This window comes from Streptomyces sp. CB02980 (assembly GCF_014451325.2).
Lineage (GTDB): Bacteria > Actinomycetota > Actinomycetes > Streptomycetales > Streptomycetaceae > Streptomyces.
Map to the genome: position 1 here is coordinate 186027 of NZ_JACSCH020000016.1, position 13588 is coordinate 199614.

A 13588-nucleotide genomic window follows, 5' to 3' on the forward strand; every position below is an offset into this window, starting at 1 on the left:
ACCACCCACACCCTCCCCCTCACCCCCACCCCCACCCCCACGCCCACGCCCACCGTCGTGGTCGACGGAGTCCACATCACCTACACGGTCAACGGCGGCGGCACCGGCGGCCGAGGCGCCGCGACGGCCGCGCTCAGCCGCATGCTCCGGCGCGGCGAGAAGCGGCCGACCGGCCGCCGGGTCCACGCCGTGAAGGGCGTCAGCTTCGTCGCGTACCGGGGCGAGGCAATTGGCCTGATCGGTTCGAACGGATCTGGGAAATCCACCCTCCTGAAGGCCATCGCGGGCCTCCAGCCCGTCGAGCGGGGCCAGGTGTACACCGAAGGACAGCCCTCGCTCCTCGGCGTCAACGCGGCCCTCATGAACGACCTCACCGGCGAGCGGAACGTGATCCTGGGCGGTCTCGCGATGGGCATGAGCCGCACGGAGGTCCGCGAGCGCTACGACGAGATCGTGGACTTCTCCGGCATCAACGAGAAGGACGACGCCATCTCCCGCCCCATGGGGACGTACTCCTCCGGCATGGGGGCGCGACTGCGCTTCTCCATCGCCGCCGCGAAGAGCCATGACGTCCTGCTCATCGACGAGGCCCTGTCCACCGGCGACGCGCGTTTCCGCCGACGGAGCCAACGGCGGATCGACGAACTGCGGGCGGAGGCGGGGACGGTCTTCCTGGTCAGCCACTCGAACTCGACGATCACGGAGACCTGCGAGCGGGCCCTGTGGCTTGAGGCGGGGACGCTGCGGATGGACGGCCCGGCGAAGGAGGTGGTGGCGGCGTACGAGGAGTTCACCGCGACAGGAGCCGGAACAGGAGCCAAGGAAAAGGGCAAATGAGACATTAAGGGCTACAGTGCGGAGGGATGACGAACGATCACCCCCAGTCGCCGCCAGGGACCCGCTCCGAGCCCTCCAAGTTCACCGGGTCCCCCTTCGACTCGGACACCTTCACCTCCGCCACCTTCGTCACGGTCGGCCGCGGCCCCTACCTCGCCGTCGCCGCCGTCTGGCTGATCACCCGCGTCGGCATGGTGCTGCTGCTCCTCCGCGACACCCTCGGCATCGGCGGCGTCGGCCGCGAGGTGGACCTCTACCAGCACTGGTACGAGCAGTTCGCACAGGGCACCTTCCCGCCCGGCGACGCCACCTGGCAGTACCCGCCCGGCGCGGGGCTCGTCATCATGTCGCCGGGCGTCCTCCCCTGGCTGACGTACGTGCAGGCGTTCGTCGCGCTCACCCTCCTGGCCGACGCGGTCGTCACCGCCGCACTGGCCCGCGCCGACAGCGCCCGGCTCACCCACGGCACCTGGATCTGGGTCTGCGGACTGCCGCTGCTCCTGCACCTGCCGCTCGCGCGGTACGACGTCCAGACCACCGCCCTCGCCGTCCTCGCGCTGCTCGCGCTCACCGCCCGCTCGACCGCCGCCCACCAGCTCGGCGGGGCGCTCGCGGGCATCGGCGCGATGGTCAAGGTCTGGCCGGCGCTCGCCCTGATCGGCACCCCCCGGGGCCGTACCACCCGCGAGGCCTGGACCGCCGCGGTCGTCGCGGCCCTCGCCCTCCTCGCCACCCTCGCGCTGTTCTTCTCCGACTCCCTCGGCTTCCTGCGCCAGCAGGGCAGTCGCGGCATCCAGATCGAGTCGCTCGGCGGCACCGCCCTCGCGCTGGCCGAGGCCGGCGGCATCTGGCCGGGCAGGGTCGAGTTCCGATACGGGGCCTTCGAGTACGTCGGCCCGTACGTCTCCAGCCTCGGCCACCTCGCCCTGCTGCTCACCGTCATCGCCTTCGGCTGGCTGCTCCTGTGGCGCGTACGGGCCCACCGCTGGACCGCCGCCACCCCTCTCGACGCCGCCCTCGCAGCCGTACTGCTGTTCACCGTCACCAGCCGGGTGATCAGCCCCCAGTACATGATCTGGCTGCTCGGCCTCGCCGCCGTCTGTCTGACCTCGCGCAGCACGGTGATGCGCCCGGTGGCGCTGCTGCTGCTCCCGGCGGCCGCCCTCAGCTCCCTCGCGTACCCCGTCCTGTACGACCACGTCGTCGCCGGCACCGCCCAGGGGCTGACCGTCATGGTCCTCCGCAACGCCCTGCTGCTCGCCGCGACCCTGCTCGCCGCCCGCCGCCTGTGGACGTCGACGGTCACCGGACCGCCCGAGGAAGCCGTGTAGGACAGACAGGAGAAGGGCCCCGTCGGACGACCGGTGGGGCCCTTCTCACGCCACTACTGCACGGCTAGCTGTGCGTACGAAGCAGCGTGCGCATCGTCCGCATCGCCACCGACAGGTTCGCCAGGTCGAAGGTGTCCGAGCCCTGGATCTCCTCCAGGGTCGTCCGCGCGCGGCCCAGGATCGCCGCGTTCTTCTCCTCCCAGTCCTTGAACCGCTGCTCCGGGCTCGACGCGCCGTTTCCGGCCGCCAGGACGTCCGCGGTCAGCGCCGAGTGCGCCGCGAACAGGTCCTCACGGATCGACGCACGGGCCATCGACTGCCACCGGTCGTCGCGCGGCAGCTCGATGATCCGGTCCATCAGGTCGGTGATCCGCAGCCGGTCGGCCAGGTCGTAGTAGACCTCGGCCACCGCCAGCGGGTCCTTGCCCGTCCGGTCCGCGATCGCCACGATGTCGAGGATCGGGAAGGCGGAGGAGAAGCCGGCCACCCGCAGCGCGAGCTCCTCCGGCACGCCGACCTCGGTCAGCTCCTCCACGATCGACTGGTACCACTCCAGGTCCGCGCCGCGCAGCAGGTTCGGCAGCTGCGCCCAGACCTGCTCGACGCGCTCGGCGAAGAACTCGATGGTCTCGGTGAGCTGGAGCGGCTGCGGCCGGTTGTTGAGCAGCCAGCGCGTGCCGCGCTCGACGAGCCGGCGGGAGTGCAGTCGCATCCGGGTCTGGACGTCGGCGGGCACCTGGTTGTCGAGGGCCTCGACGGCGTCCCAGACCCGGCCGAGGCGGAAGACGAACCGGGCCGCGGTCTGCGCCCGGACGATCTCCTCGATCGACGCGCCCGTCTCCTCGCGGAGGCGGTGCAGGAAGGTCGAGCCACCGGCGTTGACGGTGTCGTTGACCAGGACGGTGGTGATGATCTCGCGGCGCAGGGGGTGGTTGTCGACCGCCTCGGTGAACTTCTCGCGCAGCAGCGTCGGGAAGTACGCGTGGAGCAGCCCGCGCAGGTACGGGTCGTCCGGCAGCTCCGTACCGATGAGCTCGTCGGCCACCGTGATCTTGGTGTACGCGAGGAGGACGGCAAGCTCCGGCTGGCTCAGACCGCGGCCGTTGTTGAGCAGGTCGCGGATCTGCCGGTCGTTGGGCAGGAACTCCAGGGACCGGTCGAGGGCCCCGTCGCGGCCCAGCCGGCGCATGAAGCGCTGGTGGGCGTGGAGCAGGGACGGCGACTGGGCGACGGCGTTGGCGAGGGCCGTGTTCTGCGCGTAGTTGTTGCGCAGGACGAGCATGCCGACCTCGTCGGTCATCTCCGCGAGGATCTTGTTGCGCTGCTTGACGGTCATGTCGCCCTCGGCGACGAGCCCGTTGAGCAGGATCTTGATGTTGACCTCGTGGTCGGAGGTGTCGACGCCGGCGCTGTTGTCGATGGCGTCGGTGTTGACCTTGCCGCCCCGGCCCTCGGGTCCGCCGGTGCGGGCGAACTCGATACGGCCCAGCTGGGTCGCGCCGAGGTTGCCGCCCTCGCCGATGACCTGGGCGCGGACGTCCTGGCCGTCGACGCGGATGGCGTCGTTGGCCTTGTCGCCGACGTCGGCGTTCGACTCGGCCGAGGACTTGACGTACGTACCGATGCCGCCGTTCCACAGCAGGTCGACGGGCGCGTGGAGCACGGCCTTCATCAGCTCGGCCGGGGTCATCTTGGTGATGCCGTCCTCGATGCCGAGGGCGGCCCTGACCTGCGCGTTGACGGGGATCGACTTGGCGCTGCGGGGGTGGATGCCACCGCCCGCGGAGAGCAGCGAGGTGTCGTAGTCGGCCCAGGACGAGCGGGGCAGCTCGAAGAGCCGGCGGCGCTCGGCGTACGAGACGGCCGCGTCCGGGTTCGGGTCGATGAAGATGTGCCGGTGGTCGAACGCGGCGACGAGCCTGATGTGCTCACTCAGCAGCATGCCGTTGCCGAAGACGTCGCCGGACATGTCACCGACGCCGACGACCGTGAAGTCCTCGGTCTGGGTGTCGTGGCCCAGCTCGCGGAAGTGCCGCTTGACGGACTCCCAGGCGCCGCGGGCGGTGATGCCCATGCCCTTGTGGTCGTATCCGGCGGAGCCGCCGGAGGCGAACGCGTCGCCGAGCCAGAAGCCGTACGACTCGGCGACCCCGTTGGCGATGTCGGAGAAGGTCGCGGTGCCCTTGTCGGCGGCGACCACCAGGTAGGTGTCGTCCTCGTCGTGGCGGACCACGTCGACCGGCGGCACGACCTCGCCCGCGACCAGGTTGTCGGTGATGTCGAGCAGCGCCGAGATGAAGGTCTTGTACGAGGCGATGCCCTCGGCCAGCCAGGCGTCACGGTCCACGGACGGGTCCGGGAGCTGCTTGGCGACGAAGCCGCCCTTGGCGCCGACGGGCACGATGACGGTGTTCTTGACCATCTGCGCCTTGACCAGGCCGAGGATCTCCGTACGGAAGTCCTCACGGCGGTCGGACCAGCGCAGACCGCCTCGGGCGACCTTGCCGAAGCGCAGGTGGACACCCTCGACGCGCGGGGAGTACACCCAGATCTCGAAGGCCGGGCGGGGCGCCGGAAGGTCCGGGATGGCCTGCGGGTCGAACTTCATCGACACGTACGAGTGCGGTGTGCCGTCCGCCGTCAGCTGGCCCCTCCCTTCGCTGCCCTCGCTGGCGCTCTGGAAGAAGTTCGTCCGCAGCGTGGCCTTGATGACGGTCAGGAAGGACCGCAGGATCCGGTCCTCGTCCAGGCTCGCGACCTGGTCGAGGGCGGCGTCCAGCTCCTCCAGGAGCGCGTCGATCAGCTCGGTGCCGGCGCGCTGGCGCTCCGGGGCCATCCGGGCCTCGAAGAGGTTGACGAGCAGCCGGGTGGTGTGGACGTTGTTGCGGAGGGTGTCCTCCATGTAGTCCTGGCTGAACGTCGCACCGGCCTGGCGCAGGTACTTGGCGTAGGCGCGCAGCACCATCGCCTCGCGCCAGTTGAGCCCGGCGGAGAGGACGAGCGAGTTGAAGTTGTCGTTCTCGGCCTCGCCGGTCCAGGTGGCGGCGAAGGCCTCCTGGAAGCGCTCGCGGGCGTCGTCGCCGAGGTAGTCGCCGTTGCCGGTCGCGAGGGGCATCCGCAGACCGAAGTCGTAGACCCAGGCGTGCGTACGGTCGGCGCAGCGCAGCTCGTACGGCCGCTCGTCGGTCACCTCGACGCCGAGCCGGTTGAGCACCGGGAGCACGGCGGAGAGGGAGATCGGGTCGCCCGTCTTGTAGATCTTGAAGCGGCGCTCGCCGGGGCCCGCGCCGACCGGCTCGTAGAGCGAGAGCGCGAAGTCCTTGCCGCCGCCGGTCCGGGCGAGGGCCTCCAGGTGCACCAGGTCGGCGACGGCCGCGCGCGGCGAGTGGTCGGCCTTGTAGCCCTCGGGGAAGGCGTTGCCGTAACGGCGGTGCAGCTCCGCGGCACGCTCCTCGCCGCACTCGGCGTTGAGCGCCTCGGCGAAGCCGTCGGACCAGGAGCGGGCGGCCTCGACGAGCCGCGTCTCGATGCGGTCGACGTCGGCGTCGGTGAGCTTCGCCAGCTCGGTGCCGGGCTGGACGCGGACGACGAAGTGCAGCCGGGACAGGATCGACTCGGTGTTCCAGGCGGTGAAGTCGACGCTGGTGCCGTCGAGCTCCTCCTTCAGGATGTCGATGATCCGCAGCCGGACGCGGGTCGTGTAGCGGTCGCGCGGCAGGTAGACGAGGGCCGAGTAGTAGCGGCCGTACTCGTCCTGGCGCAGGTACAGACGCAGCCGGCGCCGCTCCTGCAGGTACAGGACGCTGGTGACGACGGACCGGAGCTGGTCGGCCGGGGTCTGGAAGAGCTCGTCGCGCGGGTACGTCTCCAGGATCTGGAGCAGGTCGCGGCCGTCGTGGCTGTTCGGCGAGAAGCCGGCACCCTCCAGGACCTCCTGGACCTTGCGCTTGACCACGGGAACGCGGCGCACGGACTCGGTGTAGGCGGCCGAGGAGAACAGGCCGAGGAAGCGGCGCTCGCCGATGACGTTGCCGTCGGCGTCGAACTTCTTCACACCGATGTAGTCGAGGTACGAGGGGCGGTGCACGGTCGAGCGGCTGTTGGCCTTCGTCAGGATCAGCAGCTTGTGCTCGCGCGCCTTGGCGCGGACGTCCTCGGGCAGCCGGCTGAAGGACGGCGAGACGGGGTGGGCGTGGTGGCCCTCGTCGTCGCCCGCGTGCTGCGGGTCGGAGCGCAGGATGCCGAGGCCGGTGCCGGGCACGGCGGCCAGGGCGTCACCGTTGACCAGCTGATACTCGCGGTAGCCGAGGAACGTGAAGTGGTCGTCGGCGAGCCAGCGCAGCAGCTCGCGGGCCTCCTCCACCTCGGTCGGACGCAGGTCGGACGCGGTGGGCTCGGCCGGGAGGCCCTCGGCGATCCGCAGGGCGGCGTCGCGCATCTTCTCCCAGTCCTCGACCGTCTCACGGACGTCGGACAGGACACGCAGCAGATCGGCGGTGATCTGCTTGAGGTCGGCGCGGTCGGTCTCCCGGTCGATCTCGACGTGGATCCACGACTCGGTGAGCGCATCGTGCGGCAGCTCGCCCTGGATCTGCGCCGACAGGACCTCGATGAGCTTGCCCGTGAGGTCGCGGCGGACGAGGACCTGCGGGTGGATCACGACGTGGATGCCGCGGCCCTGGCGCGAGAGCTCGTTGGTGACCGAGTCCACCAGGAACGGCATGTCGTCGGTGACGACCTCGACGACGGAGTGGCTGCTCGTCCAGCCGTTCTCCTCGACCGTCGGCGTGTGGACGCGCACGTTCGCCGTGCCCTGCGGACGGTTCTCCGCGAGGCGGTAGTGAGAGAGCGCCGCACCGAACACGTCGACCGGGTCCCGGTCGCCGAGGTCCTCCGGCGCGGTGTGCAGGTAGTAGCGCTGGAGGTACTCGAGCACGGTGTCCCGGTCCGGGCGCTCCCCGGCACCCTCCGGGCCCGTCGGAAGTCGCCCCCCGACCGGGCTGTGCTCAGCTACCCGAGCGGCCCTTTCGAGCAGCTCGGCCTTGGCTTCGTCCAGCTTGGTCTGCATGTCCTCTGACTCCTGTCGCGCGCCGTTGCGTGACGTCGGTGGAAGAAAGGACACAACGACGCCTCGACGCGGTGATTCCGGTCGAAGACGACGTTATGCCCGAATGAGAGATGCCCGGGTCGTTATCGGCCACGGAGAGCGGCGCGCCCGGACGGAGAGGATCGGCGAACGCGCTGTCGGCCCGGCCGCTGTAGCGGGTCGGGCGGCAGCCGGGGGCTTCACTGCCCCCACGGCGTATCGCGCTGATCACGGCAAAAGCCTATCGCCCTCGCCCCCCGAACCGTCATGGTCCGTATGTGTACAAAAGACGGGGGGGAAGTTTGACGTTCTGGACAGCGACACATGTCCTCTTGGCAAAGCGCCCCGACGCGGGCAGCGTGTACGCGAGCATGGGCGCAGCACGGCAGACCGACCATCTGTGATCTGGGAGAGCCATGGCGAAGATCCTGATCGTGACCGGGGACGCGGCGGAGTCGCTGGAGGTGATGTACCCCTACCAGCGGCTGCTGGAAGAGGGCTACGAGGTCGACATCGCCGCCCCGGCCCGCAAGCAGCTCCGCTTCGTCGTCCACGACTTCGAGCCGGGCTTCGACACGTACACCGAGAAGCCCGGCTACACCTGGCCCGCCGACCTGGCCTTCTCGGAGGTCGATCCGGGCGCGTACGTGGCGGTGGTGATCCCGGGCGGCCGGGCGCCGGAGTACCTGCGCAACGACCCGGAGCTCCGCAAGATCCTCAAGGCCTTCTTCGACGCGGACAAGCCGGTGGCCCAGATCTGCCACGGCCCGCTCCTGACGGCGGCGGTCGGCGGCCTGGAGGGCCGCCGGGTCACGGCCTACCCGGCCCTGGAACTGGACATGCAGGCGGCCGGCGCGACCTTCCAGGACAGCGCGGCGGTGGTGGACGGCCTCCTGGTCTCCTCAAGGGCCTGGCCGGACCACCCCACCTGGATGCGCGAATTCCTGAAGGTCCTCCGAGCCAAGGCCTGACGCAGGGGGCTGTGGGCGGCGCACCGCCGGTGGGTGGCCGTGCGCGACGCACCGGCGGTGTGCCGCGCACGGCTACCCACCGGCCGGCGCCCGGCCCCCAGCCCCGCCCCACCACCGGGCGGACCCGTCAGACCAGCTCCTCCGCGACAGCCACCGCCTCCTCCAGGGAGTCGACCACCGGCACACCGACCCGCGAGAGCGACGCCCGACTGTGCGATCCGCCGGTGTACAGCACCGCCTTCGCCCCCACATGCTGCGCCGCGATCGCGTCATCCGCCGCGTCCCCGATGACGACGACCCGCTCGGGAAGCACCCCTCCCAGCGCGGCCAGGTGCCGCACCATGTGCCCCGACTTCCCGTCCGTGGACGCGTCGGCCCGCCCGTCCATCCGCACGAACCGCTCCGCGATCCCGTGCCTCCGCACCAGCGGGATCAACTCCGCGTGCGGCGCGAGCGACAGCAGTGACTGCGTGAACCCGGACTCCTGCCGCGCCGCGAGCAGCTCCGCGGCCCCCGAGGTCAGCCCACAGCCCTCGGCCCGCTCCCAGTAGTGCCGATGGAAGGCGCCGTCCATGACGGACCACTCGGCGTCGGTGGGCAACCGCCCCATGAGCCGCTCGTAGAACTTGGGCACGGGCACCGTGTAGAGCTCCCGGTACCGCTCAAGAGTGATCGGTTCGAGCCCCAGCTCGGCGAACGCCGCGTTGGTCGCCCCGATGACCGCACTGATGTCGTCGAGCAGTGTGCCGTTCCAGTCCCAGACCAGATGCTTGCCGCGCAAGCCGTCGTGCTTCCCCATGGGGAGACGGTACCCGGCCGCACCGACAGGCAGCCAAGACAGGCGGCCGGGACCCAGGACCCGACGCGTCAGCCCAGCAGCCCGGGAATCTCCTGCACCCCGAACCACAGCAGCTCATGGTCCTCGGCCCCGTCGACGACGAACTGCGCGTCGTCGTCCCCCTGGTCCGCCGCGCCCAGCGCGTCCGCCGCCGCCGTCACGTCCGCCTGCGCGTCGTCCGCGTCCGCGTGCACGGCCGCCGCCTTGGCGAGCCGTACGGGCCCGGCGACGCGGACCTCGCCGATGGAGCTCACGGTCAGCGCCCCGTCGGGGTCCGTGGCCGCGTCCTTGTCGGCGACGTCGAGGGCGACCACGATCCGGCGCCGGGGCGCCTCGGGATCCCCGGCAAGCAGCCGCAGGGAGGCGGAAGCGGCCCGGTTGAGCGCCGCGTACTCCAGCTCCTCGATGTCGTCGGAGACGTACCACTCGCGTAGGGCGGGGGTGACGGCGTAGGCGGTCAGTGGACCGGGGCCCAGCTCGCCCGCCTTGTGCGCCTGTGCGAGACCGGGGAGGGTCAGGGGGACGTACACGCGCATGGCTGGCCGCTTTCGTAGACGGAGAGGCCCTCAGGATACGTGCGGAGTCCCCCTTCGGGGTGGCCGACCGGGGCAGGCGTACGTCCACTCCGGGAGGCCCTTCTCAGGACCCCCGGGAGCCGATTTTCTTCCGCGTCACCCGGATAGGTGATTCCGTTTTCGAGGCGTCGAGCGGCGGCGGACTCCTTGCGGCCCCTCCGAGCCCACCCGTACAAGATCCCCAACGGAAAGTTACCGACCGGTATCCCTCGGTGACGCGACGACAGGGGCAGGCCCACGATGACCACCACCACCCTCACCACGACCGGCACCCCGCGCCCCCGCAGGGCGCCCGGCGGCCCCGCGGGCACGCGCCCCCGCGGCCCGGCGGGCACCCACCCCCGCACGAGCCACCCCCGCGCCCTCCCCCCGCACACCGTCTTCGCCGAGCGCCTCCTCGCCGTGCTCAGCGGCGAACGCCCGGTCCACTGGATGCTCGGCCACACCGTCGGCGAGGCGTACGAACAGCTCGTCCGGATCGCCCCGGAGACGCCCCTCCGCTCCCTCGGCCCCCGCCCGGTCCTGCGCCGCTGCTCGGTCCAGGTGGACGACGACCGGACCGCGGTCGAGGCCTTCGCGACGATCGCCACCGGCGCCCGCGTACGGGCCATGGCGTTCCGCCTAGAGCGCGGCGAGGACCAGCGCTGGCGCTGCGCTGCGGTGGAGCTCGACGGCCTGGGCGCGACGACCCGCCCCGCACCCCACCCGGCATGACGAAGGGGCCGGCCGCCCACCGGGCAACCGACCCCTCCGCAACGAACTCACCGCGTCAACGGCACCGCACGAGCAGCACCGCACGAGCAGCACCGTACGAGCAGCGCCGTACGAGCAGCACCGCGTCAACGGCACCGCACGAGCAGCACCGTCTCAACGGCACCGCACGCGCGGCTCCGCGTCACTTCTTGCGACGACGCCCGCCGCCACCCGCGTTCTTCTGCGCCTTGCGGCGTTCCGCCCGCGTCATCCCGTCACCGGCGTCGACGTCGTCCGAGGCGAAGTCGCCCTCGACGACACCGCCGTCACCGTCCACCGTCGGCGCGGAGAAGTGCAGCCGGTCCGGCCGCTGCGGGGCGTCGAGCCCCTTGGCGCGGATCTCCGGACGCCCGGCACCGGGCACAGCGTCACGAGCCGCTGCCGCGGCGGGCGCGCCCTCCTTGTCGAGCGACGGACCGCTCGCCTGCACCGGGACCTCCTCGACCTGCTGCTCGACCTGGACCTCCAGGTTGAACAGGTAGCCGACTGACTCCTCCTTGATGCCCTCCATCATGGCGGTGAACATGTCGAAGCCCTCGCGCTGGTACTCGACCAGCGGGTCCTTCTGCGCCATGGCGCGCAGGCCGATGCCCTCCTGGAGGTAGTCCATCTCGTAGAGGTGCTCGCGCCACTTGCGGTCCAGGACGGACAGGACCACGCGGCGCTCCAGCTCACGCATGATCTCCGAGCCGAGCTGCTTCTCCCGCGACTCGTACTGCTCGTGGATGTCGTCCTTGATGGACTCGGCGATGAACTCGGCGGTGATGCCCGCCCGGTCCCCGGCCGCGTCCTCCAGCTCGTCCACGGTCACCTTCACCGGGTAGAGCTGCTTGAAGGCGTTCCACAGACGGTCGAGGTCCCACTCCTCCGCGAAGCCCTCGGCGGTCTCCTGGCGGATGTAGTCGTCGATCGTGTCGTCCATGAAGTGCTGGATCTGCTCGTGCAGGTCCTCGCCCTCCAGGACGCGACGGCGCTCGCCGTAGATGACCTGACGCTGCCGGTTGAGGACGTCGTCGTACTTCAGGACGTTCTTGCGCGTCTCGAAGTTCTGGGTCTCGACCTGCGACTGGGCGGAGGCGATCGCCCGGGTGACCATCTTGTTCTCGATCGGCACGTCGTCCGGCACGTTGGCCATGGCCATCACGCGCTCGACCATCTGCGCCTTGAACAGACGCATCAGGTCGTCGCCGAGCGAGAGGTAGAACCGGGACTCGCCCGGGTCGCCCTGACGGCCGGAACGACCGCGCAGCTGGTTGTCGATACGACGGGACTCGTGACGCTCGGTACCGAGCACGTAGAGCCCACCGAGGTCCTTGACCTCCTCGAACTCCGCCTTCACGGCCTTCGCGGCGCGCTCCAGGGCGGCGGGGAGGGCCGCGGCCCACTCCTCGACGTGGTCGACCGGGTCGAGACCCGCCTGGCGCAGCTCGGCCTCGGCGAGGTCGTCCGGGTTGCCGCCGAGCTTGATGTCCGTACCGCGACCGGCCATGTTCGTGGCGACGGTGACGGCGCCGCGGCGGCCGGCCTGGGCGACGATGCTCGCCTCGCGGTCGTGGTGCTTGGCGTTGAGGACCTCGTGCTGGACACCGCGCTTGGAGAGCTGCTGCGAGAGGTACTCGGACTTCTCGACGGAGGTCGTGCCGACGAGGATCGGCTGACCCTTCTCGTGCTTCTCCGCGATGTCGTCGACGACGGCGGCGAACTTGGCGACCTCGGTCCGGTAGATCAGGTCGGACTGGTCCTTGCGGATCATCGGCCTGTTCGTCGGGATCGGGACGACGCCCAGCTTGTAGATCTGGTGGAACTCGGCGGCCTCGGTCATGGCCGTACCGGTCATGCCGGAGAGCTTCGAGTACAGGAGGAAGAAGTTCTGCAGGGTGATCGTGGCGAGGGTCTGGTTCTCGTCCTTGATCGCCACCCCTTCCTTCGCCTCGATCGCCTGGTGCATGCCCTCGTTGTAGCGGCGGCCGGCGAGGATACGGCCGGTGTGCTCGTCGACGATCATGACTTCGCCGTCCATGACGACGTAGTCCTTGTCCTTCTTGAACAGTTCCTTCGCCTTGATGGCGTTGTTCAAGTAGCCCACGAGCGGGGTGTTCACCGACTCGTAGAGGTTGTCGATGCCGAGCCAGTCCTCGACCTTGGCGACACCGGCCTCGTGGATGGCGACGGTGCGCTTCTTCTCGTCGACCTCGTAGTCGCCGGTCTCCTCGATGCCCTTGAGCTGGTTGCCGGGCTCACCCTTGGAGAGGCGGGTGACGAGCTTGGCGAAGTCGCCGTACCACTTCGTCGCCTGGTCGGCCGGGCCGGAGATGATCAGCGGCGTACGGGCCTCGTCGACGAGGATGGAGTCGACCTCGTCGACACAGGCGAAGTTGTGGCCGCGCTGGACGAGCTCGTCCTGGGACCACGCCATGTTGTCGCGGAGGTAGTCGAAGCCGAACTCGTTGTTCGTGCCGTACGTGATGTCGCAGCTGTACTGCTCACGGCGCTGAGCCGGCGTCATGTTGGCGAGGATGCACCCGATGGACAGACCCAGGAAGCGGTGCACCCGGCCCATGAGCTCGGAGTCCCGCTCGGCCAGGTAGTCGTTGACCGTGATCAGGTGCACGCCCTTGCCGGAGAGCGCGTTGAGGTACGCCGGGAGGGTGCCGACGAGGGTCTTGCCCTCACCGGTCTTCATCTCGGCGACATAGCCGAGGTGCAGCGCGGCGCCGCCCATGATCTGGACGTCGTAGTGGCGCTGGCCGAGGACGCGCTTGGCGGCCTCGCGCACCGTCGCGAAGGCCTCGGGCATCAGGTCGTCGAGGCTCTCGCCGTCGGCGAACCGCTGCTTGTACTCCTCGGTGAGCGCCCGCAGGTCGGCGTCGGAGAGGTTGACGAAGTCCTCTTCGATGGAGTTGACCTGGTCCGCGATGCGGTGCAGTTTGCGCAGGATCTTTCCTTCGCCTGCACGCATGAGCTTGTTGAAGACGGACACTGAGGCTGGTCTCCTTGCCGGTCGGGCCTGGCACTGGGTCTTGTGATGGACGCGAGCGCGGGCACGGCAGGTGGTCCCCACCGCAACGGCCATCGTAAGCGAGACCGCCCTCGCGAAGGGAGGCCCACAGTGCCGGAGCCGTACGTCCGCCCGGAAAGAGAACGCACGAGGTGGGCGGAAGGTGCCGCCCCACCCGAAAAGTGTTCGCTTCCGGTCC

At 70.2% G+C, this 13588-nt stretch carries 8 protein-coding genes; 4 read left to right on the forward strand and 4 right to left on the reverse strand.

The window, feature by feature from the left end:
- The first annotated feature begins 57 nt into the window (after positions 1 to 57).
- Positions 58 to 837 (forward strand): ABC transporter ATP-binding protein, encoded by a 780-nt coding sequence (locus E0F75_RS29590; RefSeq protein ID WP_229314042.1) that lies wholly within the window; start codon positions 58 to 60, stop codon positions 835 to 837.
- A 26-nt stretch (positions 838 to 863) separates the two neighbouring features.
- Positions 864 to 2168, forward strand: a complete 1305-nt coding sequence (locus E0F75_RS29595; protein WP_229314011.1) for a glycosyltransferase 87 family protein — start codon at positions 864 to 866, stop codon at positions 2166 to 2168.
- Between the two features lie 64 nt (positions 2169 to 2232).
- Here E0F75_RS29595 and E0F75_RS29600 read toward each other — a convergent pair whose 3' ends face one another.
- A complete protein-coding gene (locus E0F75_RS29600; protein WP_229314012.1) occupies positions 2233 to 7236 on the reverse strand; it encodes an NAD-glutamate dehydrogenase in 5004 nt (1667 codons plus the stop codon).
- Positions 7237 to 7670: 434 nt separating this feature from the next.
- On the opposite strand from E0F75_RS29600, the gene E0F75_RS29605 reads away from it, so the two are divergent.
- Positions 7671 to 8225, forward strand: coding sequence for a DJ-1/PfpI family protein (locus E0F75_RS29605; protein WP_229314013.1), 555 nt, complete (start codon positions 7671 to 7673; stop codon positions 8223 to 8225).
- A gap of 127 nt (positions 8226 to 8352) precedes the next feature.
- Here the strand turns inward: E0F75_RS29605 and E0F75_RS29610 are convergent, their stop codons facing one another.
- Complete coding sequence (locus E0F75_RS29610) at positions 8353 to 9024, reverse strand: HAD family hydrolase (protein ID WP_229314014.1); 672 nt, start codon at positions 9022 to 9024, stop codon at positions 8353 to 8355.
- Positions 9025 to 9092: 68 nt separating this feature from the next.
- The gene (locus E0F75_RS29615) at positions 9093 to 9599 is read right to left on the reverse strand and encodes a hypothetical protein (protein ID WP_229314015.1); all 507 of its coding nucleotides are present in this window, start codon (positions 9597 to 9599) and stop codon (positions 9093 to 9095) included.
- A gap of 279 nt (positions 9600 to 9878) precedes the next feature.
- On the opposite strand from E0F75_RS29615, the gene E0F75_RS29620 reads away from it, so the two are divergent.
- Complete coding sequence (locus tag E0F75_RS29620) at positions 9879 to 10352, forward strand: Rv3235 family protein (RefSeq protein ID WP_229314016.1); 474 nt, start codon at positions 9879 to 9881, stop codon at positions 10350 to 10352.
- 181 nt (positions 10353 to 10533) lie between these two features.
- On the opposite strand, the gene secA is transcribed toward E0F75_RS29620, so the two are convergent.
- Positions 10534 to 13371: a preprotein translocase subunit SecA gene (gene secA / locus E0F75_RS29625; protein WP_229314017.1), complete on the reverse strand. Its 2838-nt coding sequence runs from the start codon at positions 13369 to 13371 to the stop codon at positions 10534 to 10536.
- Positions 13372 to 13588: the final 217 nt, after the last annotated feature.